We start from the raw sequence: 20,578 nt of genomic DNA on the forward strand, positions 1-20,578 counted from the left end.
TCCTCAGAACAGTATTTTCTATATATAAAGAAAATTAAAAATGATTTAGTGAGAAGCCATGATAAAACATAATTATGTTGATAATCTCAACAAACAGTCGTTTAAAATGATTGTGATATCCCTTCCCTGTTTTACATGAATGTTTAGAACAAATCAACATAGGAATTCTTAAATAGTAATATCCTTTACCTCATAATTAGAGGCAAAATGGCCAAGAAGCAGAAGAAGGAGCAGTCACAGGGACAGAGCCAGAGCCAGCAGGGCCAGAAGAAGTAACACTCTGCTGGCGTGCTCTCTGAGGATTAAAGTCAATTTGTTTTTTGTAAACTACTTCTTTTAAACTTTTTTCGGGTGGTTTCCCTTGATACCCAGAGAAAGCAGTGACAATTCTATAGGTAGAGTAAAGTAAAACATGTACAGTTACTGCCTTCTAGTCGTCAAAGGTTTAACGCTAATTACGGGGAAAACATTAAGAGTGTTTAGAACCGCTCGCGAGTAGGAAAGGGCCTGCCTTAAGGGACAAGGCGTTTAAGGGTTCAGCAAGGCGCGTCAAGTCGGGACCAGTATCCCCCTCTCGTCCAAAGACTTGAGGAACCAAGCGTTCTCCTCTACCTCCCTTTCGTCGAACCCCAAGTCCTTGTCGTAGTTCTTTGCCTGGGAGCAGTCGAACCTGGAGCCGTCGTACTTCAACAAGTTCCTTATGTCAGCGGGAAGGTAGGCCTTGGCCAAGGACTTTGGAACGGGGATCTTCACGTATCTCTTCCCAAGGCCCCTCGCCATGGCCTCGAAGAACCTGTCCACCTTCACCGGCTCGCACTCCGTTGCGTAGAAATAAGTGAACTTGGGCCTCTCCTCTACCACTGCCCTTATTATCCTCGCCACGGAGTTGGCGCTTATGGAGGAGAAGAGAAAGCCTATGGCGGGAACGAACCCCCTCTTGGCGAACTTGTACATTGTAACGAACTGGACGTGAGCCCCGTACTTGCCGTAGATCAGCCCCGGCCTCAGTATGGCAGCGTTGACCCCTGCCTCCCTGATCACCTTCTCCCCCTCGCACTTGGTCCTCTCGAAGGTCGTAGTAGGAGTGACCCCCTCGCAGTGCTTCTCCTCTGGCTTTACGTTTCCCGTCATGCCCAGCATACCGCTCAAGTGGATCATTACTACCTTGGGGTTCTCCTTGACTATCGTCTTGGCCACCTTCATGGGTACCTCTACGTTTGCCCTCCTTAAGGCCTCTTCGTCTCCCGAGATCTCCCCGACTAAGTTGACCACGGCGTCAGCGTCCCTGACTAGCCCCGATATGTCTTCTGCCAACGGATCGACCTTGACCAGCTTCACCCCCTTCTCCTTGAGTGCGTTCGCGTAGACTTCCTTCACTGGGTTCAAGTGCCTATAAGTCACCACCACCTCTCCGTAACTGGAGAGGTACTCAGCCACGTGCGTGGCCACGAACCCTAGACCCAGCACCAAGTATTTCATAATGATGAAATCTGGTGGACGCTTAAAAACACGCGTTAGCTCCCTTTTTTATGGACAAACAGCAAATCAGGGAGTTGGTTTGGAAGACACTGGAGGAGAGGGACATTGCCTCCTTTCCTAGGCCAGTCTACGGCAGAATTCCAAACTTTAAGGGCTCGGAGAGGGCAGCGGAGAACTTGGCTAGGACAAGGGAGTTCGCTAGGGCGGAGGTGGTTAAGGTGAACCCTGACGCCCCTCAGAGGAAGGTGAGAGAGATAGCCCTGAGGGAGGGGAAGAAAGTGCTGACTCCCACTCCTAGGCTAAGAGGGGAGTTCTTCCTCCTGGACGGGAGAGGCGTTGATCCCAGGAAGGCCTCCACTATCTCTGGGTTTACCAAATTGGGGAAAAGAGTGAGCTTCGAAGAAATACCCCACGTAGACCTCGTGGTAGTGGGCTCTGTAGCGGTAACGCTGAAGGGGGACAGAGTGGGGAAAGGGGAGGGGTACAGCGAACTAGAATACGCAATACTCAGGGAGCTTAGGAAGGTGGACGAGGGGACGCCCATAGCTACTACTGTGCACTCGATCCAGATCGTGGACTACATACCAGTTGAGCCCTACGACGTGCCCCTAGACTTGATAGCCACTGAGAAGGAGTTGATAAGGGTGGAGCCTAGGCAGAAGCCGAAGGGGCTCTTCTTGGAGTACTTGACGAAAGAGAAGATAGAGGACACGCCGTACCTAAAGAGGTACCTACAGCTCACCGGGAGGTATCCCTAGAGATGACTCTGCTGAGCCCGTAGAAGAGGGAGAGCGACGCAACCGTGAGCAGGAAGCCAAAGACCAAGAAGCTCAACACAGTGAAGCCCAAGATGACGAATCCGACGAGGGCCGCCACCAACACGTACCCCGACACCTTCAGCTCCCTCAAGTTTAGGAAGCTGGAGAGCCTCAGCACCTCCATTGCGAACTCCAGGAGGTAAGCCAGAACTAGGAGTTCTCCGACGAACTCTAAGATCGAGAAGAGACCCCTTGCATTCATGAAGTAGAAGACAAGAAATATTGCCTGCCCCACTACTAGGATAGGGAACACCTTCACTGCCAAGCTGAAGTTCTCGGCCATCTGGTCGAAGGACTTCCTTGCAAGCACCCCAAAGGCAAGGAGGGATGCGGTAGAAACTACTGCAGAGACGTAGCCCGGCGGGGAGAACGCCAGCTCCCCAGTGACCGCAATGGAAAAGGAGTAAACTAGGAGGAAGACTGAGGAGGCCCTAAGCGACGTGTATGGTCTTACGTTAATTTCCCTCTTCCTTGGCAACCCTCACACCACCCTCGCTGAGATGACGAAGTTGAAGTCCCTTCTCTCCTTTGACGAGAGGGCTACGAGCCCTAGTCCGTTATGGTAGGCGTCCGGTGCCCCTGACATGGGCTCTACTGCGACCGCCCCCGGTTGCCCAGTGTACACTTGGACGTAGTTCATGTCGCTCTTCTCTATGGTCACCGTGGAGTACTCGGATCTCAGCTCGACCACGTTGTCCTCTATCACAAAAGTATCGTCGTAGTCCCCTTGTACTAGCTTGAACTCTTCCACCTCCCCTGTGGGGATCTTGTTCTCTGCCTTCAACCTCCTCACCCTGAAGGGGGAGACGGACCACTTCCCCCTCACCAGGAAGTACGGGTGGGCTCCGACCACCAAGGGGGCAGACCTCTCCCCGACGTTCTCCACTGAGATCGTCACGTCCAAGCTACCGAACACCACGGAGTAGGTAACGCTGACCCTCAGGGTAGTCGGGTAGCCCGGGTGGGAGAGCAGGGTCTCCAAGACAGCCCTTTCCTGGCCCTTTTCTCTCACCTCGAACACCTTGTCCATTACAAGGCCGTGGATAGCGTGGCCCTCCGAATTCTTAGGTAAGTAATAGGTTGCCCCCTCCCAAGTGTAGACCCCATCCTTTACCCTATTGGCGTAGGGCACTAGGATCGCCATTCCTCCTCTAGTCTTCCTCTCCTTCCCTGGGAGGATTACGTCCTTGCCGTTCTTCTTAAGGGAGTAAAGGTAAGCCCCCTCCTCCATGACTTGTGCCCAGAGGGTGCCGTCTGAGATCTCCAACATTTAGTTAACTTTGTTTTCCAACAATTTTAGTCTTTGGACTTCGAAGGGGCCTTCGAAACCATGGCCCCAGCTGGTTACGGTCTCTCTCCAGACACCAGGAAGACGGGGTTTCTCGACAGCATCATAGTGCCCTCCCTGATCTTCTTGCCCTTTGCCACTATGAGCTCTACCACCTCTACGTTGATGAAGCCCACCTCTTCCATGGAGGAGATGGCCTTAGAGGTGGTCTCCAGTAATACCGCTGAGACCACTACCCTGCCTTCTGGCCTTAACGCGTCAAAGAGGGCCTTGAGAGTTCCCTCAAGTCCCCTCGTTCCTCCCACGAACGCCCTGTCTACCTTTCCTACCCTCTGCACGACGTGTTGGAGGATTTGTGGGGACTCTCCCAAGACCACCTCTACGTTCTTCAAGTTGAACCTCTCTACGTTCCTCTTAGTGAGCTCCACTGCCTTCTTGTCGGAGTCGACAGAGACCACCTTGCCCCTCTCCCCAACCAAGAGAGACGCCTCCACACTTACGCTACCAGAACCGCTCCCCACGTCTAGGAAGACGTCCCCCTCCCTCACCCTCAGCTTCGATAAGGCCACTGCCCTTACCTCCTCCTTTGTCATAGGGATGTACTCTTCCCTCTCAAACATATCATCTGGTATCCCTGGAACCTTGTACTCCCACATCACCTTGTCCCCCTCTTCTTGGGCTTCAGCAAGAAGTTGATAGCAGTGGAGAAGGCGCCCCCGCCCAACACAATGAGGCCAAGGACGAACCCGTACTCAAAGTCTACTCTCCTTCCCTGGACGTACTGTAGAGCGTAATGCACCAAAGTGCTCGCGTTGTTCGGGTTGAACACCGTTAGCTCACCGGGACTTGTGGAGAAGAAACAGACCTCGTATATCAAACTGTTGTTTGCCAACGTTGCTGAGCTGGAGTACCCTGACACAACCACGGGCAGGGTGAAGTTGTACGTGAACACGACCTCCGAGTTCCCAGGATAAGAGACGTGGAAGTACGAGTGAGGAGGGATGGAGACTGAGGACGTAGAGGTGATTGCTTTGTATCCGTGGTAGGTCAAGGCTACTGCTATTGCCCCTAAGATCATTAGGGCTAATCCCAGAACTAAGAGCTTCATAGGGTCCTATATTTCCCAAAGGTAAAAAACTCTAGACCTTCTTCTCCTTCAATATGTCGTCAACTAGGGTTAAGAGCTTCCCGTCCTTCTCTATCTCCACGTTAGCCGGGTAGGCGTCCTTGTAGCTGGGCGCCTGCTGAGCAATCCTCTCCTCGTAAGTCGGTACTAGCTCGTTTTGGTAGAAGACTCCAATGGGTATCCTGTCTCCCCACTCAAGGGACTTCAGCATCGCCTTCGCCATCTTCTCCCCTTCATCCTCAGGCCTCCTCACCACGGGGTCCCAATCCTTCTCTGAAGAGAGGTAGTAGATCCTCTTGTCGTAGAACTCCTTGGTGTAGATGTCGTTGTAGGTGGGGCAGGGCTGTAGCACGTCAATCACCGCTAATCCCTTGTGCTTTATCGCCTGCTTTATGAGCTCCTTGAGCCCGTTGACGTCGTAGGCGTAACCCCTGGCCACAAAGGTGTACCCTGCAGAGAGGGCTAGGGCTATGGGATTCACGTTGTCGCTTATGTTGGGCAAGGGAAGAGACTTTGGCTTGTCCCCCCTCCTTAGGGTGGGGGAGGCCTGCCCCTTGGTCAAGGCGTAGACGCCGTTATCGTGTATTATTACAGTCATGTCTATGTTCCTCCTACCCGCGTTGACGAAGTGTCCTGCCCCTATGCCTAGGAGATCCCCATCCCCTCCGTTGACTATTACCTCTAAACCCGGGTTGGATAGCTTTATTCCCGTTGCGTAGGCTATTGCCCTACCGTGTAGAGTGTGGACTCCGGAGATGGGTATCCTGAGGAAGTGGGGTATCTTGCCAGAACAGCCTATCCCTGAGACTATCACCACTTTCTTGGAGTCGAGACCTAGCTCTTGGATGGCCTTCTGCTCAGCGTTTAAGATCCCGAAGTTACCGCAACCGGGGCACCAGTCAGACCACTCGGGCTTAAGCTCCACCGTGCAACACCACCTTTCTCTTGTCCTCTAGGATTACAGCCTTTAAGGCTTCCTTCACCTCGTCCCTCGCCATTGGCCTGCCGTTCCACTTTAGCACGTAGTGGGTGGGCTCAACCCCCGAGAAGAGCTTCATGGTCATCCCCGCCTGAGCCGTGTAGTTACCCTCGACGTCCACTACCTTCTCTTTCCCCGACAAGAGCTTCCTCATCAAGTTCTTTGGGAAAGGACTGAACATCCTTATCTGCACCACCCCAAACTTGACCCCTTCCTCGTTTAGTTCCTCCATTGCGTCAAGCACTGCCCCCTTAGGCGAGCCCCACGTCACCACGACCACCTTCTGGTCTAGATCTCCGAAGGTCTTCACCCTGTCCTCCTCCGGTATCTCCCTGTCCGCGGTCTCTAGCTTCCTTAGCCTCTTCTCGTACATGGACTCCCTCACGTGGGACGCCTCCCTTATGTGGCCCTCCTCGTTATGCTCGTCCCCAGTGTAAAACATGGAGGTGGAGCCCAAGAAGGCCCTCGGAGAGACCCCGGTATCAGTAATCTTGAACCTCGCGTAGTCGGGAGGAGGAGAGAGTAACACGTCTCCCCTATCGGCCCTCAGCTTGTCGAGGCCAAGCTCCTCCAAGTCGATCACGGAGTAGGCGTTGGCTATGGCCTTCTCCACGAGGTGGATAACGGGAGTTTGGTACCTCTCAGCTAAGTTAAAGGCCCACACGGCGTCCTGAAACGCCTCTACGTGATCCCCTGAGGCTATGACTATCCTGGGAAACTCGCCGTGACCAACGTTCATTACGAAGAACAAGTCGGCTTGAGACGTCCTAGTTGGCTGTCCTGTTGCTGGCCCTCCCCTGATGTAGTAGGTTATTACTACGGGTGCCTCGTTCATGCCAGCCCACGTAACTCCCTCTGTCATGAGCGAGAATCCTGGGCCCGAGGTCGCCGTAGCCGCCCTAACGCCGGTCAAGGAGGCGCCAATGGCCATGTTTATGGCTGAGAGCTCGTCCTCCGCCTGCACCACAACTATGGTCTTCTTCCTCTTGTCTCCCGTCTTGGGGTCCACGTACCACACTTCCTGGTGGGCCTGGATGTAGACGCTCTCGTCGCTCGCAGGCGATATTGGGTAGAAGCTCTGGAACCCAAGTCCTCCGTAGATCTTGCCTATTGCCACTGCCGTGTTGCCGTCCAACTGTACCCTCTCCTTCCCCACTGGTATTTCCTTCAGGGGGAACACTACTGGCACGGACTCCATCCCCAGCTCCGCGGACATGTAGTTGAGCTTAACGAAGGTCTCGTTCTTGAACATGCCCCTTATCGCTGACTCGAGGTAGCCCTTCCCCAACCCTAAGAGACCGTAGGAAGCCCCTATGGCGATGGTGTTCTTTCCCCTCTCAACTACGGACAGAGATAGCTTTACCTCCTCAGCTACCTTCCTCATGATGCCATCGTAGTCAACGCCTATGGCAGTGACCCCCTTAGACCTCAAGTACTCCACAACGTCCCTTACCGTGCTACCGTACCCCTTCTCCTTAAGGAAGGACACTACTTTTTCCGCAATCTCTGGCTCCATGTTCTGTACGTACTCTGCCTTGGTGCCCTCTAGGGACTTGTTGTAGATCACAACTTTCTTTACCTCTGTGAAGTGCTGGAAGAGAGTCTCGGCGTCAAAGGTTGCCAAGATGTCGACGGTAAAGGAGAAGCTCCTCACCCTCCTGTCGCTGATGGTCAAAGCAAAGTAGCTGTGCCTCCCCTTGATGTTTGAGTAGTACTCCCTGTTGCCGTAGATGTAGTACCCCGCTGAGGCTAGGGCGTTGCCGAACACAAGGGCTGATGTGTCTACTCCAGCCCCCTGCTGACCTCCGATAAGCCAGTTCAACTGCATAACTGAAGTATTAGCCTTCATCTAATTTAAACAATGATTTCATAAAAGGAACTAAAAAAGGCGTTAACCGAGTTACGGCTCACTTCCCGGGCTTCTTCCTGGAAAGCGCTACAGTAGCTCCAGCCACTACTGCAACTACTACGCCCACTGAGCCTAAGAACGCGTAGTTTGGCGACTCTACCAGTTGTTCGTGTATTGGACCATTGACCACTAACGTCGCCCCCACTGAGACGTTATCCGTCCCCGTGAACTTGCCCACCTCGTATATGGGGACGTTGGCGTTCAGGGCCACAGTGGACCCTTGGTCGTACCAAGAGGAGACGTCGTTAACTGTAACCAGGAACTGCTTAACCGCGGTGACGTCCACAGAAGAGGAGGAGTTGACCTTGAGCGTCGAAGGCGAGATAGAGGTCGGCACGTACCTCTCCTGGGGGCTCACGTAGTAGGTCAAGTTCTCCACTTGGATCTCCGTTCCCGCGTCGTACCACCCCGTCTTCAGCGTGGTGTTCGTCCCGTTGACTAGTGCGTACACGGGGATTGGGGAGTTCACAGTGACGTAGTACTGCTTGATCGAGCTGACGACTAAGTTCACAGATTCCTCCAATGTGATCTTCTCCGAGGGCATGACGCTCACTACCACGTACCTAGTGCCCTGTGAGGGGTAGTAGGTCAAGTTCTCCACCACAATGGTAGTGCCCTTGTTGTACCACCCTGCCTTAAAGGTAGTGTTAGTCCCGTTGACCAAGGCATATACTTGGACCTCCGTGATCAAGTTGATGTAGTACTGGGGCACCACGCTCACCGTGACTGCTTCGGGCGACGTCACAGTAAAGGACTGAGGAGATATGCTCACTATCACCTCCCTGGCACCAGCGTAGGGGTAGTAAGTTATGTTCTCCACCTTCACTGCGTCCCCGGCGTTGTACCATCCAGTGACAAGGGTAACGTTTGTCCCGTTGACTAGTGCGTACACGGGGATTGGGGAGTTCACAGTGACGTAGTACTGCATTACCGCGTAGACCTCTAAGATGAGGGGCGATGCTACAGTCACTTTCTCTGAAGGGGACACTGAGGCAATGACGTATCTCTCCACTGGGCTGGCGTAGTAGGTGAGGTTCTCCACGTCAATGGTAGTCCCTATTATGTACCACCCCGTCTTCAGCGTGGTGTTCGTCCCGTTGACTAGTGCGTACACGGGGATTGGGGAGTTCACAGTGACGTTGAACTCGTAGTTGTAGAATACTGAGATAGTCCCTGGAGAGGAGACCACACCCTCGTAGTTGTAAGCCACCCACCTACCTTGGGAGTTGGAGCCCGGCAGGGTCTGGCTGTAGGCGTAGGTGGAATTGCAGTCCACCCATACCGTCGCTGGGGCAGTCGCTCCCGCCTCCATGCCGAAGTACGTGTATATCACGCTGGGATCCCCATAGCCCTGTCCGCCCTGCACCTCAAACTCGAAGGTGACCAGGTACTGCTCGTAGTAAACCACGTTTATTGATCCGCTCACGTTCACAACGCCCTCAACAGCTGTGGGAGTAGCCCACCTTATCCCCTGGGAGATGCCCACTATCTGTTGCACGGAGTAGGTAGTGCCAACTGGCACCACCAAGGAGATGGGCATTGGGTAGGATGCTATCGTCCCATTGGGGAACTGCAGTGTCACAGTAGGAGAGGTGGGCAGAGGCTGGCCTATTACCTCGTACGCCAACGTCACCTGGGCTGTTGGCTGACTCACTAGCACCTCGACGGTCCTCTCCACGTAGAACCCTGGGAACAGTGTAGCTACCACTGTTAGGTCGTAGGTGCCGGGCCCGGGCGCTGTCACGTCCAGGTACTCCGTGGCCTCGCCATTTACTGTCACTTGACCCGGTAAGGTGTAGGTAACACCGTTGGGAGTGACGACGGAGAGGGTAACTGTGCCATAGGCGTACACTGTTATGGGGATGGAGAAGGTAAATGTAATCTCAGTGACGGCTCCTGGAACGCTGAGTGAGAACTGGGTTACAGGAGTGGACGTGACTTCACCTCCGTATAGGGCAACGTTGGCCTCGCCTATTAGCTGACCTTGGGCACTGTACACCAGAACAGCGTAGTCCATTGGAAAGAGGGTTAAGGTAGCTGAGCCCCCAGTAAAAGGTATGCCCTGGCCCTCGTAGTTTGGGGAGTACTGGTAAGTGTCGTTGTACACCACCACGTAACCGCTCTGCACACCTGTCTCTACCGTTAGCGTTGAAACTTGGTTGGAGGTCCATAAGCTTCCAAGGGTTCCGGAGCCGGCAGTGACCCCGGCCACAAGCTCCCCGGAAAACGGGTAGTAGTAGGAAGTGTCCACTGCGTCGCTCACTGTCTCCCCTGTGTCGGAGCCGAAGTTGTAGGCGTTCTCTATCCCTTGGAAATTGTGGCCGTTCCAGTAGGATAGGGAGAAGAACACTTGGGACGAGTTGAGGTAGGCGGTAGAGCCTCCACCTGGTCCTCCCATTACGAGTTCTGCGTCGTAGAAGTGCCCGTTCCCCGTGTACTGGTAGCCGTCTACCATAAAGTAGACGTTGCTGGCCAACTGTACGTTGGTTACGGTCACGGTGTCGTAGTTAATCCACCCATAGCCGTCGTTGTACCAGAAGTAGATGACAGGCTGACCCAAGGAGTTGACGCTAACGTTAACCAGCAAGTAGATTGAAGCTGGAAGGCTTAGTGGAACGTAGTTCCCAGGAAGGAGTCCAGGCTGGTAGACGTAAACTTCAGTCCCCTCAAAGGTCTGGATTTCCCCGTTACCCACTACACTGGTAACGTTAGCGTTTACACTGGTGAAGTTCCACACGTTGTCCAGGAACCAGACTGTGTAGTTGTAGCTGTCGTAGATCGCCACGTCCTGGATCCAGAGGGCGTAGGTGTTATCCGCGTACTGGTAGTTGAGGACTACGTTGAGCTGGAAGCTAACGCAGGGGGTAGCGAAGCTGGAGAAGGCCTTGAGCTGGTCAATTGTCACCTCACCCATGAACTGACTCGTCGTCCTTATGAAGGGACCGTTGGGACCTATGCCGTAGTCAGCTATGCCCATGGGTGCAGGCTCGCCACGGTAGGAGGAGTACACGTTGACACCTCCTTGGAAGAACTTCCCGGCGAGGCTCGCGTTGGGCCTTGATGGGGGTAGGACTGGCAATGGTCTGGGGGTAACGTGAGGTGTGGCTCCCTGATGTGCCAAGCCAAGGGTAGTCGCACCCACGGTAAGCATTGACAGGATGAGAAGAAGGAGGACTACTACAGTATTTCTAACCATAACAGTTATTTAAAGGAAAGCCCTCTATATGTGTTTCTCTTCCATCTACCTCCCCACGACGATGTAAGTAGGCACAACACGCGATAGTCTTTATTCTCGCGTCCTTAACACTATGATTAGAATTGAAAAGTTTAAGTTTTTTAGCCACTCTCGAAAATGTAAGTGATACCCTATGCAGAAGACTTACTCTGGCAGGAACGTGAACTTGCAAGCTTTGGCACAGGAGATAAACAACCTCCTCCTCAGCGAAGGCTGGGAAAGCACCATGCAACCCATGGCCCCTCCAATGGGGGGTATGCAGGACTTCCTCATAAGGGCGATAAAGAAGGGACACTTCCACCACGCGGAGCAGGTGATAGTAAGGGTGACGGGATACCCCTACGACTTTAGGATAATAGTAGAGGAGGAGCACATAGGCCCCCTAGGCAGGGAGCTCGTAAACCACAGGCTATTTACCCAGATAGACAAGGAGATAAACGACGGCCTCTTCGACCTCCCCTACCAAGCCACCCAGTACCAGCCAGCTCCCCAGTATCCCCAGCCTGCACAGCCACAGCAGGGGGTTAAGTGTCCCCAATGCGGTTTCGTTAACCCGCCCACATCCAAGTTCTGCGCCAACTGCGGTTACAGGCTAGCATGACGCAATAAGTTCCTCATTTTCTTCAATTTAATGCTCATAAGGATAGGTTGAGAGCAAAGTCATAACAAGGAAGATGAAATTACTAGATACTGTAGAGAAGCGGAGGTCGCAGGTCAATTGATAGTCTATTCCATGAGGTTCCGCGCGGAGCCCGACGACGTAATAGTTTCAGCATTCACCTAGGAGTCAGCTAGGCAGATCCTAGTCTGGATGATCAAGAGCTACGCCCACCTAATGGAGGACCAGAGGACTTATAAGCTTGTGAGGATGAGCGTGGTCAAGGACGAAGAAGAAATGAATATGAATAAATAAAAGATATCTCGAATATACTTAACCGTGGACGAGAAAGCAGTAAACGGCATCGTTGAGACGTTCATGGTCGCTGGGATCAAGGTCAGAGGAGTGAAAAAGACCGAGACTGGATTTAAGCTCTATATCGACGAGAACTCCCACGTGGAGCTCTTAGGAAATAGGCTGAACTTTTACGTGATGCGTCGGATCCCCTGCTACTCTGTGGAGTCTATTGTTGCATCCATAAAGAGGGTTAAGAACATGAAGGAGGCTGCCCCCTTTTCTCACTTGAACCCCATGTTTGGCCTCTACTTCGTGGAGGATAAGTGCTACGCCCTGGTGGCCACAAGCGTCAGTATAGGCATACTCTCCGAGTTATCGGAGAGGCTTATCTCCACTTATAGGGAGCTCGTCAGAGCTATATCTGTACTTTTCAAGCTAACCGACTAACTTGACATCCTCCCCCTGTACCTCAGGAAGAGCTTAACCGCGTGAGGACAGAGATCTGAACCGCACTCGCATGAGGAGGAAACCAGCCTCCCTCCTCTCACTCTTATCTCTACGTGGTAATAGCCAACTGCACACCTAGCAGGTACCTCGCCCTTGACTACTACCTCTTCACCCTCTTTACTTACCGACTCCACTAAGACGTCCAACTCCACCACCAGGAGTCAGTAAAAGCTCTCCTCTACAGAGGTGAGTATATCCTTCACTTTCTTGTTTCGCGACTCCATCTTCAAGATTGCTATTGAGATCAAGGTGAACCCCAGCTCCGAGTAGACCTCCAACAGGGAGGCGTTTCCCTTAGCTAGCTTCTTTAGGAAATACCTCATCTCGTCCCTCACCGCCAGCAGGTCCTTCTTCACTTCTCCCTTCTCTAGTAGGGCTGCGACACTGAGGTTGTACACAGCCTGCTTCACAAGGCGTTTCAGCTGGTTTATACTAAGCTGTTCAATCTGCATGTTTCCAATGATTATATTGGTCGAACTAGTTAATAACGTTACTTAAAGCCGGGTTAATATTTCTCCCTTGAGTTTTACTTCGGTCATATCCTCTTGACTGAAAACTTTGTACACACTATAGATATATTGGAGGCTTTATTAATCGAAAGATGATTTTATTGATCAAAATAAGAAACTTGATTAAAGTATTTTAACTTGTTTTTCCTTTTTTAATTTATGCAATCTCCACTCCCAGACTTGATACAAGTGAGTAGACTAAACGACAAGGAAAGGGAAGAAGTCATGTCAAAGCTGTTCTCCCAGCTCATGTCCATGGACGAGAGGCAAAAGGTTGAGGCAATGAGGGAGATGATAAAGTACATGGCTGAGAAGGCCACAGACGAGGAATACTTAAACTTGTGCAGGACTAACATAAAGCTGGCCTCAGGCCTGCAAGACAACGTGCTCTCAAGTTTCCTAAAGGTGAGAATGCAGGCAGTATCTCAACTGCCAAAGGAGCTCAGGGACAGGGATCAAAGGCTCCTAGCCACCGCGTTACAAAGCCTAGACGAGAAGACCAGGGAAAAGATGATGAAGGCTATGAAGTGACTCCATACTTGTCTAGAAGGTATAAGTACTCCTTTTTCAGCTCCCTCACCTCCCTTGTTATCCCCTCCACCTCTTCCTGGGTAAGGGGGAAGATAGGGGGCCTCGGGTAGCCCACGTCATACCCTTGGAGTTCCTTGACTAGGACGTAGTGGGAGGCCATCATACCATACTTCCTGGCTAGGTCTAGGAACCTGTAGAAAGTCTCTTGGACCTGGAATGCCTCTCCCACCTTCCCCTGAGATACCAGCCTCTTCTGGAGGACAAGGAGCTCCGGCATGTAGTTACCACCAGCAGTTACGGTTCCGTCGAGGAAAGTTAGGGACTGGACAGTGAGGTAGTCGCTACCGTTGTACACCTTGAGGTTGGGGAACCTCTTGTAGCGTAGGGAATGGACGAAGTCATCGTTTGTGTCCTTTATTCCAGTGACCCCTCCTATCTCCTCGATTAGCTGAGGAGTGACGTCGAAGTTGGTAGCGTGAGGGTAATTGTAGATATACACGGGGTGTGGGGACTTCTCTACTATTGCTTTAAAGTACTTTACCACCCACTTGCTGGGTAACCCGGGGTAGTAGTAGGGCGAATAGGAGGCGACGCCAAGGACGGAGAAGTCCTTTGAGAAGGAGAGCAGGGAGAGGACCTCGTCCAAGTTTAGGCCACCGAGCTGGAATATTACCTTGTCTGTGACATCGTATACGGCCTTGAGGGCCTCCTTCTTCTCCTCGGCAGAGATGGAGGGGCCCATCCCTGTGGTCCCGTTGAGAAAGATCGCGTCAATCCCCTTCTCAATTAGGTTTTCCGCGTGCTCCTTTAGCTTCGCTCTGTCGAGCGCGTTGTCCCGGGTGAACGGAGTAACGATAGGGACTATTACCTCCATATTGGTATCTCGACTCCGGGGGTTTTATTTAGTAGTGGTCTGAGGGCGCGGGTCTAGGATTGGTAGCGTACAGAGAGGGAACTGGGTAACTTAAATGGGTAGTCTGCCAGCGCATGGCTCAGGTTACCTGGCTTAGTTGGTACGAGGTGAGGCGTAAGTAGAATAAGGACGACCGGGAGGAGCTTGGAATGAGTGAAGGTTTACCTGACGTTACCGTCAAGGACGTATGGGGTTGTCGCGATTTAGGGGAGGACGGCTCAACTTAAGGACCCCTAACTCTCAATCCCGGTAAGGGGAACCGCGAAGAGTGTAGGCTTCTGCGTCTCTTTGCTGCACAGACCGCCAATATAGTCCAGACCTACTGAATGCCTGCTGTTTAGGTATAAACTATTTTTACGAATTCCATGTCTTGGTTTTAGGACAATGACGTCATTCATAATCTTTACAAAATAATTAGAAATAATCCATTGCAATAAAGGTCGAACCCTTAGTAAACCCCCGTGGAATCCTGGTCTCGACGGAAGAAGGAATTCCCATGTCCTTATAGCTTGGACACGCGAAAAGGGATCCGCGGGAAAATCAAAGCCAATTCCTCTCCTTTTTCCCGCTCTTCCCCACAGTCTACTAGCTTGGTGCTCTGCTTATCCTCCAAGATAAACGTATAGCTTTGGAATCCCACTTTCTACCAATGAAAGTCCTCATAGTGAGGTACAGCGAGGTGGGCATAAAGGGTGCTCCCACCAGGAGGAAGATGGAGAGACTCCTGATCAACAACCTCCTGGCGTCCGCGAAGAGAAAGGGGTGCGGTAAGGTAGGGGTAGTCCACGGCGAGGGAAGGATATTCCTTTACGGCAACGTAGACTGTCTGGCCAAGTCCTCTACCAAGGTCTTCGGCGTCAAGTCCGTGAGCCCGGCAGAAGAGCTTGAGTTCGCCTCCCTCGACCAGATTGCCGAGAAAGCCGAGGAGCTTTGGAGGGAGGAGGTAAAGGGGAGGTCGTTCGCGGTGAGGGTTAGGAGGGTGGGCCAGCACCCCTTCTCCTCCTCCGACGTTGCTGACGCAGTAGGTAGCAAGCTGGTGAAGTACGGCAGAGTAAACTTGGACAGCCCAGAGGTGGAGGTTCACGTGGAGGTGAGGGAGGACAAGGCCTACTTTTACGATCAAGTGTTGGAGGGCCCAGGCGGCCTCCCCCTAGGCTCTGAGGGGAGGGTGTTCGCTCTGTTCTCCGGTGGTATAGACTCCCCAGTGGCCTCGTGGATGGTAATGAAAAGGGGAGCCTACGTCGACTTCCTCTACTGCAATCTGGGAAGCGAGGTAACAAAGAACGCAGTTCTCGGCGTGGCGAGGAAGCTCGTCGAGTGGAGTGTTGGCTACACACCCAAGTTCTTCCTTGCCGAGTGTAGCAGAATAACCAAGGGGATCATGACGGGGCTAGACAAGAGGCTCTGGCCCATAGCCTTCAAGAGGGCCCTCTACCTTTTGGCTGACAAGCTGGGCACCTCCAAGGGCTACGGCGGGATAGTCACTGGCGAGTCCCTAGGGCAGGTCTCCACCCAGACTCTCTCGGCCCTCAAGGTGCTCAACAGGGGGATCTTGCTCCCCATCTTGAGGCCCTTGTTGGGCTTCGACAAGGACGAGATTGTGAAAATGGCGAGATATATAGGAACTTACGAGTACTCGAGCAAGATACCAGAGTTCTGCTCCGTTTTCTCCTTTCACCCAAAGACCAAGTTCACCTACCACGTTATAGAGGAGGTAGATAAGGTTGTCTCGAGCGCAGTTGAGGAGGTGCTGGGATCGGTCAAGGAGGTGAAGTTATATGGAGAGCAAGAAGAGCCCGACCTCCAAGGCCTTAAGGTTGATGTTTTCCCGGAGGGGGCAGTGCTGGTGGACTTGACCGGGAAGGCTGAGAACGCGGTGAGGCTAACCCCTAGGCAGGTGATGGAGTTCGTCTTCAAGAACGGCCCCGATAAGACCTACGTCTTCCTCACTGGAGGTGACAAGTTTAACGTGGACTTGGTGAGGTCGCTGAGGAAGATGGGGGTAAAAGCCTTCGTCCTCAGCTGAGGTACTTGACCATGTAGGAGCCCTCTTTGGCGTATCCCTTTTTCCTGTAGTACTCCCTCGCCCCAATCCCCGAGAGCACAGCGATTTTCTTGACGCCTAGCTCCTCTCTGGAGATCCTTTCAGCCTCCTCTAGGAGCCTGGAGCCGTACCCCTTGTGCTGGAAGGCGAAGTCATCTTTCGCGCCCACTGGCACCTCTGGGCCGTAGACGTGGAGCTCCCTCACTACAGTGGCCCCCTTAAGCTCCTCCCTGTGTGGAAAGCCGGGTAGCCTCAACCTCAAGTAACCCACTAGGACTCCCTTGTCGTCCTCGAAGGAGAGGAAGAACTCAGTACCTCCACTGGCCTCGTACTCCTCCCTCTTCAGCGTGGGGTTTGAGGGAAGGAGCCCCCTGTGCAACCAAGATATCCCGGCCTCCCTGTACCTTATCTCCTGAATCTTGATCCCCCTCCTCTTTACCTCCTCCTCCACCAGCTCCCTCAAGTTCCCCTTCCTGTTCCCTGCCAGGATCACGTTTGCCGGAATGTCCCTCTGCACCCTCATTATCCTAACCCACCTAGGTATGTACTTGTAGGCCTCAGCGATGAGCTCCACCACGGTCTCCGTGTCGTATGGCTTGTACTTCCCCCTCCTCCAGAGCTCCACAAGGGGGGCAGTCTCCACCACAAGGGTGGGGTAGATCTTGAGCATGTCTGGCCTAAAGTGCGGGTTCCCGAAGATCTCCTTGATCGCCTCCAAGTCCTTATCAGGGTCAGAGCCTGGAAGGCCAAGCATCACGTGGTATGTGACCTTGAATCCAGAGTCCTTTAGCACCTTAGTAGACTCTATGGAGTCCTTAACCGTGTGGCCCCTGTTACTGAGCTTGAGCACCTCGTCGTAGACCGTCTGGACTCCTAGCTCCACCCTGGTGACCCCTAGCCTCAGCATCTGGTCCGCGTGCCACTCCTTTCCCCAGTCCGGCTTGGTCTCCACCGTGATCCCAACGCACCTAACCTTCGCCGTCTCGTTCCTCTCTTGTGCCTCATCCAAGTAGACGAACTCCCTCTCCTTCCTCTTTGGGAAGGAGTTCATGGCCTCAAGGGCGTTGGCTATTAACCATTCCTGGTAATCCAAGGGGGTTGACAGGAAGGTCCCTCCCATGACTATCAGCTCAACCTTGCTAGGCTCGTGGCCGTTGACCACGTACTGGAGTAGCCTCGACCTCACTTGGTTGTAGGGGTCGTAGTCGTTCTCCAACGCCCTCATCAGAGTAGGCTCCCTGCCGTAGTAGCTCTGGGGTGTATTGTACTCAACTCCCCCGGGGCAGAAGACGCACTTGCCATGGGGACATCTGTGGGGGTGGGTCATGACAGAGACAACTGACACCCCTGACAGCATTCTCACTGGTTTCTTGACCTGCATTGACGAAAAGTAGGGATTTAACGGAAAAAAGGGTTTTCTATTTACTTGGGCCCCGCTTTACCTCCACGCCCTCCTCTTAGACCTCTTGCCTTGGGCCTTGTACTCAGGGTAGCTGGGCACGGTCTTGATGGCGTTGTACTCCCTGACCCTAGCCAAAGCCTCCTTGGCGGAGGTAACGCCCTTCAGCATCTCCGCTAGTCCCCTCTCGCCTATATAGTTCAGCCACGCCACTATGTGCCCCTCCTTTAGGTGCCACTCGACGCATGCTGAGTCCTCCTTGGAGAGCCTCTCTAGCTCCCTCTCGAGCTCCTTTACGTCGCCTGCCTTGCCCACCACTCTCTCATAGGACTTGAAGTAGAACGGCTCCATAGAACAAGGCTTTCTCTGGAGGCTTTTTAAGGCTCTAGGATCCTTGTTTGTTCTGCTCCGACTCCCAGACCTCTAGGGGCTTGCCCTTTACCTCTGGGATGAATAGTATTGTTATTACACTTGATAATAACGCAATTCCGGAGAAAATTCCGACCATCAAGCCTAGGCCCAAGCTACTGACGAGCTCAGGGAAGGCTGATATGTTGAGGGCAGCGGCTAGTCTGTCCACTCCCACGGTGATGGACTGGCCGGTACCTCTGACCTTGGTGGGCACTAGCTCAGGGGTTACCATCGCAGACCCAATTATAGACGCAGGGCCCATTGCAGAGAAGAGGTAGTTGAGGAGGTAGAAGGTGAACCCCAGCTCCGCCCCAAACCCTGCTAGCTCGCCATTGTACAGCGAGACGCCGAACAGCCCGGGCTTCAGCAGGAGGAGGGCGTACATGAAGAGCCATAGAGAGACTCCCGCGTAGCCTGTTACTATCAAAGGCCTTCTGCCTATCCTGTCTATCAAAGCTATGCATATGAGCTGTCCTGGTATCCCAGCCAGGAACTGGGCTACGTAGGTGAAGGCTATGGGGCTGAGCCCTAGGTTCTGGGCTATGGTTATGGGACCATAAATGGCGAATGTGGAGGAGTAGATGTCGTAGAGCAACCAGAGCACAGCAGACGCGACGATGAAGGCCATGGAAGAGGCTAGCCTCTTGGCGAAGGGCAACGTGTCTCTCTCAACCTTCACAGGCTGCCCGAGCTCCCTCTCAACCTTCCTGAGCTCTCCCTTCACAGGCTTCACTCTAGAGAGAAACATCAAGGTCTCGTAGATCTTCCTCCTCAGGGCGACCACCGACAGTGCAGGGACCGCCCCAAATCCCAACACTAGCCTCCAAATGACGTCGTATGGAAGGTGGACCATCAGCACTACCTGCTCCACGAAGGCCGCGAGGACTGCCCCGAGGCCCCACATAACGGCAAAGGTTATGACCATCATCTTCCCCCTGCTCTTTGCAGGAGCGTTCTCGGCAACTATTACCGGCGAGAGGACGTAGTCTGCGCCTATCCCCATGCCCAAGATCAGCCTAGAGACGAGGAGCTCCGGGAAGTTCTGGGAAAAGGCCTGTGCGATTGCACCAATCCCCATTAAGGTCACGTCTATGCCGTAGAGCTTCTTCCTCCCCAGCTTGTCTGCCAGGAAACCAAAGGCTATTGCGGCTACTGCAGCCCCGTAGTAGCTCCCAGCTATCATTACGCCGAGCTCCAGTTTGCTCAGCGATAAGGAGAGGACAATGAAGTAGGAAGCGAGGGAAATGGAGTAGAGGTTGTAGCCATCGGTGAAGACGCCCATCCCTGAAACGATGACGTTCTTCCAGCCGTAATTCATATGATTAGTAAATACTCATAGTTAATAAAACTGAATCCTTACCCACTTAACTATTATCTCCTTGATCTCCTTGAACGCGTGGGCTGGAGGGGAGTGCCTCATCTCCAGGAGGTGGAGCTCGCAGTCTCCCCCGTTCTCCTTTACCCTCTCGCATAGCTCAACGCTGTGCGAGGGGAGTACTACCTCGTCGTTCTTGCCGTGGATGAGCAGAACCTTCTTGAGCTTGTCGGCGTAATTTATTGGCGAGTACTTCACTAGTTCCTCCCTAGGTACCTTGCTCAAGTCTAGGTAGGTTCTGTGCTGTAGCGTGCCCTCGGGGAAAGTAGAGAGGTACTCGAGCTGTTTCACCCGGTCAGTGGGGGCGGAGACTGCTATCACCGGCTTGCCCTTGAGGGCGCCCACGACCAAGGCTATGGTTCCTCCCCTTGAGTGCCCCGCTATCAAGTCGAAGGAGAGGCTTGACGCCCTCTCAACCCCCTCCCCCACCTCGTAGTCGAAGGGCGGTACCAAGACCTGCCCGAACTCCTTGAGGGGGTCACTTAACCACGTCACCTTGTTCGGGGATGAGCCCTTACCGTGGAGTACTAGGGAGATCATAAAGTCAAAAAGCGGGATGGAGGTAAATATTTGTTGTGAAGGAGAAGGAGCTTACCAAGGAGGCCTACGAGGTAGTAGTGCACAGGAGGAGGCCCCTGGGCGTAGAGGTAGAGGGGTTCCCCGCGTGCGACGTAGGCTGTGGCTCCGGGCAGAACTGTTTAGGGCTGAAGGGGTTTGTGGTGTGCCTCGACTTCGCCGAGAGGCAACTCCTCGAGGCGAGGAAGAGGGGTTGCCAGTACCTAGTACAAGCAGACATGGAGCACATGCCCTTCAGGGAGGGCGCCTTCCTTACGCTCATGTACATAGCGTCCTTACACCACTTACCGGAGCCCTCAAGGGCGTTGGAGGAGGCAAAGAGGACCTTGAAGGAGGGGGGAAAGGTAATAGCCACGGTCTGGCTAGTCCAACCGAGGTTCCTCTTCAGGAGGAATGCGTTGGTGAAGTCCAGGGTAAACGGGAGGGTGGTCTACCGCTTCTACCACTTCTTCCTCCCCTGGGAGCTCTGCAGGCTCTTCAGGGAGGAGAGCTTTTCCGTGGAGGAGTGCAGGAACTACAGGGTAAGGTCAGTCCTACCTAACAACACCTTGTGCGTTGCGACCAAGAAGTAAATATAAGCCATG

21 protein-coding genes are annotated in these 20,578 nt (G+C 53.3%); 6 read left to right on the forward strand and 15 right to left on the reverse strand.

What is annotated here, in order from left to right; translation table 11 throughout:
* Nucleotides 1–549: 549 nt before the first annotated feature.
* Nucleotides 550–1,479 (reverse strand): NAD-dependent epimerase/dehydratase family protein, encoded by a 930-nt coding sequence (locus MPF33_08080; protein MCI2415177.1) that lies wholly within the window; start codon nucleotides 1,477–1,479, stop codon nucleotides 550–552.
* Nucleotides 1,480–1,529: 50 nt separating this feature from the next.
* On the opposite strand from MPF33_08080, the gene MPF33_08085 reads away from it, so the two are divergent.
* A complete protein-coding gene (locus MPF33_08085) occupies nucleotides 1,530–2,237 on the forward strand; it encodes a 5-formyltetrahydrofolate cyclo-ligase (GenBank protein ID MCI2415178.1) in 708 nt (235 codons plus the stop codon).
* On the opposite strand, the gene MPF33_08090 is transcribed toward MPF33_08085, so the two are convergent.
* The 7 genes from MPF33_08090 to MPF33_08120 form a co-directional block, all read right to left on the reverse strand.
* Nucleotides 2,218–2,775, reverse strand: coding sequence for a hypothetical protein (locus MPF33_08090; protein MCI2415179.1), 558 nt, complete (start codon nucleotides 2,773–2,775; stop codon nucleotides 2,218–2,220). The two genes, MPF33_08085 and MPF33_08090, sit on opposite strands and share 20 nt — an antisense overlap.
* 3 nt (nucleotides 2,776–2,778) lie before the next feature.
* Nucleotides 2,779–3,567, reverse strand: coding sequence for an aldose 1-epimerase (locus MPF33_08095; GenBank protein MCI2415180.1), 789 nt, complete (start codon nucleotides 3,565–3,567; stop codon nucleotides 2,779–2,781).
* 74 nt (nucleotides 3,568–3,641) lie between these two features.
* On the reverse strand, nucleotides 3,642–4,244 hold the full coding sequence (cbiT, locus tag MPF33_08100) for a precorrin-6Y C5,15-methyltransferase (decarboxylating) subunit CbiT (protein ID MCI2415181.1): 603 nt from the start codon (nucleotides 4,242–4,244) through the stop codon (nucleotides 3,642–3,644).
* Nucleotides 4,241–4,693 carry a hypothetical protein gene (locus MPF33_08105; GenBank protein ID MCI2415182.1) on the reverse strand — a complete coding sequence of 151 codons (453 nt, stop codon included), beginning with the start codon at nucleotides 4,691–4,693 and terminating at the stop codon, nucleotides 4,241–4,243. Before MPF33_08105 ends, cbiT begins: the two co-directional genes overlap by 4 nt.
* 31 nt (nucleotides 4,694–4,724) lie before the next feature.
* Entirely contained in the window at nucleotides 4,725–5,636 is a 912-nt protein-coding gene (locus tag MPF33_08110) for a thiamine pyrophosphate-dependent enzyme (protein MCI2415183.1), read from the reverse strand.
* Nucleotides 5,626–7,518, reverse strand: coding sequence for a 2-oxoacid:acceptor oxidoreductase subunit alpha (locus MPF33_08115; GenBank protein MCI2415184.1), 1,893 nt, complete (start codon nucleotides 7,516–7,518; stop codon nucleotides 5,626–5,628). Before MPF33_08115 ends, MPF33_08110 begins: the two co-directional genes overlap by 11 nt.
* 79 nt (nucleotides 7,519–7,597) lie before the next feature.
* Nucleotides 7,598–10,795, reverse strand: coding sequence for a thermopsin (locus MPF33_08120; GenBank protein MCI2415185.1), 3,198 nt, complete (start codon nucleotides 10,793–10,795; stop codon nucleotides 7,598–7,600).
* 172 nt (nucleotides 10,796–10,967) lie between these two features.
* On the opposite strand from MPF33_08120, the gene MPF33_08125 reads away from it, so the two are divergent.
* Together MPF33_08125 and MPF33_08130 are read left to right on the forward strand one after the other, a co-directional pair.
* Nucleotides 10,968–11,435 carry a zinc ribbon domain-containing protein gene (locus MPF33_08125; GenBank protein MCI2415186.1) on the forward strand — a complete coding sequence of 156 codons (468 nt, stop codon included), beginning with the start codon at nucleotides 10,968–10,970 and terminating at the stop codon, nucleotides 11,433–11,435.
* A gap of 336 nt (nucleotides 11,436–11,771) precedes the next feature.
* Nucleotides 11,772–12,176, forward strand: coding sequence for a hypothetical protein (locus tag MPF33_08130; GenBank protein ID MCI2415187.1), 405 nt, complete (start codon nucleotides 11,772–11,774; stop codon nucleotides 12,174–12,176).
* On the opposite strand, the gene MPF33_08135 is transcribed toward MPF33_08130, so the two are convergent.
* Nucleotides 12,173–12,382 (reverse strand): hypothetical protein, encoded by a 210-nt coding sequence (locus tag MPF33_08135; protein MCI2415188.1) that lies wholly within the window; start codon nucleotides 12,380–12,382, stop codon nucleotides 12,173–12,175. The genes MPF33_08130 and MPF33_08135 overlap by 4 nt on opposite strands.
* Before the next feature lie 15 nt (nucleotides 12,383–12,397).
* A complete protein-coding gene (locus tag MPF33_08140) occupies nucleotides 12,398–12,688 on the reverse strand; it encodes a hypothetical protein (protein MCI2415189.1) in 291 nt (96 codons plus the stop codon).
* Between the two features lie 216 nt (nucleotides 12,689–12,904).
* Here MPF33_08140 and MPF33_08145 point away from each other — a divergent pair, with 216 nt between their 5' ends.
* Nucleotides 12,905–13,276, forward strand: coding sequence for a dehydrogenase (locus MPF33_08145; GenBank protein ID MCI2415190.1), 372 nt, complete (start codon nucleotides 12,905–12,907; stop codon nucleotides 13,274–13,276).
* On the opposite strand, the gene MPF33_08150 is transcribed toward MPF33_08145, so the two are convergent.
* The gene (locus MPF33_08150; GenBank protein MCI2415191.1) at nucleotides 13,266–14,150 is read right to left on the reverse strand and encodes a dihydrodipicolinate synthase family protein; all 885 of its coding nucleotides are present in this window, start codon (nucleotides 14,148–14,150) and stop codon (nucleotides 13,266–13,268) included. The genes MPF33_08145 and MPF33_08150 overlap by 11 nt on opposite strands.
* A gap of 688 nt (nucleotides 14,151–14,838) precedes the next feature.
* Here MPF33_08150 and thiI point away from each other — a divergent pair.
* Nucleotides 14,839–16,215 (forward strand): tRNA 4-thiouridine(8) synthase ThiI, encoded by a 1,377-nt coding sequence (gene thiI / locus MPF33_08155; protein ID MCI2415192.1) that lies wholly within the window; start codon nucleotides 14,839–14,841, stop codon nucleotides 16,213–16,215.
* Here thiI and MPF33_08160 read toward each other — a convergent pair.
* From MPF33_08160 to MPF33_08175, 4 genes are read right to left on the reverse strand one after another with little or no spacing between them, the layout of a single operon-like run.
* On the reverse strand, nucleotides 16,208–17,614 hold the full coding sequence (locus tag MPF33_08160; protein ID MCI2415193.1) for a tRNA uridine(34) 5-carboxymethylaminomethyl modification radical SAM/GNAT enzyme Elp3: 1,407 nt from the start codon (nucleotides 17,612–17,614) through the stop codon (nucleotides 16,208–16,210). The two genes, thiI and MPF33_08160, sit on opposite strands and share 8 nt — an antisense overlap.
* A gap of 57 nt (nucleotides 17,615–17,671) precedes the next feature.
* Nucleotides 17,672–17,983, reverse strand: a complete 312-nt coding sequence (locus MPF33_08165; GenBank protein ID MCI2415194.1) for a hypothetical protein — start codon at nucleotides 17,981–17,983, stop codon at nucleotides 17,672–17,674.
* A gap of 34 nt (nucleotides 17,984–18,017) precedes the next feature.
* Nucleotides 18,018–19,361, reverse strand: coding sequence for an MFS transporter (locus tag MPF33_08170; GenBank protein MCI2415195.1), 1,344 nt, complete (start codon nucleotides 19,359–19,361; stop codon nucleotides 18,018–18,020).
* A gap of 21 nt (nucleotides 19,362–19,382) precedes the next feature.
* Nucleotides 19,383–19,958 (reverse strand): prolyl oligopeptidase family serine peptidase, encoded by a 576-nt coding sequence (locus MPF33_08175; GenBank protein ID MCI2415196.1) that lies wholly within the window; start codon nucleotides 19,956–19,958, stop codon nucleotides 19,383–19,385.
* A 77-nt stretch (nucleotides 19,959–20,035) separates the two neighbouring features.
* On the opposite strand from MPF33_08175, the gene MPF33_08180 reads away from it, so the two are divergent.
* Nucleotides 20,036–20,566, forward strand: a complete 531-nt coding sequence (locus tag MPF33_08180) for a class I SAM-dependent methyltransferase (protein MCI2415197.1) — start codon at nucleotides 20,036–20,038, stop codon at nucleotides 20,564–20,566.
* The last annotated feature ends 12 nt before the right edge of the window (nucleotides 20,567–20,578 follow it).

Origin of the sequence: Candidatus Aramenus sp. CH1, assembly GCA_022678445.1 — an archaeon.
Classification (GTDB): Archaea; Thermoproteota; Thermoprotei_A; order Sulfolobales; family Sulfolobaceae; genus Aramenus.

Excerpts from the sequence above, each read along its gene's own strand:
- MPF33_08080 (MCI2415177.1), bottom strand. The coding sequence starts at position 1,479 with ATGAAATACTTGGTGCTGGGTCTAGGGTTCGTGGCCACGCACGTGGCT.
- MPF33_08085 (MCI2415178.1), top strand. The coding sequence starts at position 1,530 with ATGGACAAACAGCAAATCAGGGAGTTGGTTTGGAAGACACTGGAGGAG.
- MPF33_08095 (MCI2415180.1), bottom strand. The coding sequence starts at position 3,567 with ATGTTGGAGATCTCAGACGGCACCCTCTGGGCACAAGTCATGGAGGAG.
- MPF33_08105 (MCI2415182.1), bottom strand. The coding sequence starts at position 4,693 with ATGAAGCTCTTAGTTCTGGGATTAGCCCTAATGATCTTAGGGGCAATA.
- MPF33_08115 (MCI2415184.1), bottom strand. The coding sequence starts at position 7,518 with ATGCAGTTGAACTGGCTTATCGGAGGTCAGCAGGGGGCTGGAGTAGAC.
- MPF33_08120 (MCI2415185.1), bottom strand. The coding sequence starts at position 10,795 with ATGGTTAGAAATACTGTAGTAGTCCTCCTTCTTCTCATCCTGTCAATG.
- MPF33_08125 (MCI2415186.1), top strand. The coding sequence starts at position 10,968 with ATGCAGAAGACTTACTCTGGCAGGAACGTGAACTTGCAAGCTTTGGCA.
- MPF33_08140 (MCI2415189.1), bottom strand. The coding sequence starts at position 12,688 with ATGCAGATTGAACAGCTTAGTATAAACCAGCTGAAACGCCTTGTGAAG.
- MPF33_08145 (MCI2415190.1), top strand. The coding sequence starts at position 12,905 with ATGCAATCTCCACTCCCAGACTTGATACAAGTGAGTAGACTAAACGAC.
- MPF33_08150 (MCI2415191.1), bottom strand. The coding sequence starts at position 14,150 with ATGGAGGTAATAGTCCCTATCGTTACTCCGTTCACCCGGGACAACGCG.
- thiI (MCI2415192.1), top strand. The coding sequence starts at position 14,839 with ATGAAAGTCCTCATAGTGAGGTACAGCGAGGTGGGCATAAAGGGTGCT.
- MPF33_08160 (MCI2415193.1), bottom strand. The coding sequence starts at position 17,614 with ATGCAGGTCAAGAAACCAGTGAGAATGCTGTCAGGGGTGTCAGTTGTC.
- MPF33_08165 (MCI2415194.1), bottom strand. The coding sequence starts at position 17,983 with ATGGAGCCGTTCTACTTCAAGTCCTATGAGAGAGTGGTGGGCAAGGCA.
- MPF33_08170 (MCI2415195.1), bottom strand. The coding sequence starts at position 19,361 with ATGAATTACGGCTGGAAGAACGTCATCGTTTCAGGGATGGGCGTCTTC.
- MPF33_08175 (MCI2415196.1), bottom strand. The coding sequence starts at position 19,958 with ATGATCTCCCTAGTACTCCACGGTAAGGGCTCATCCCCGAACAAGGTG.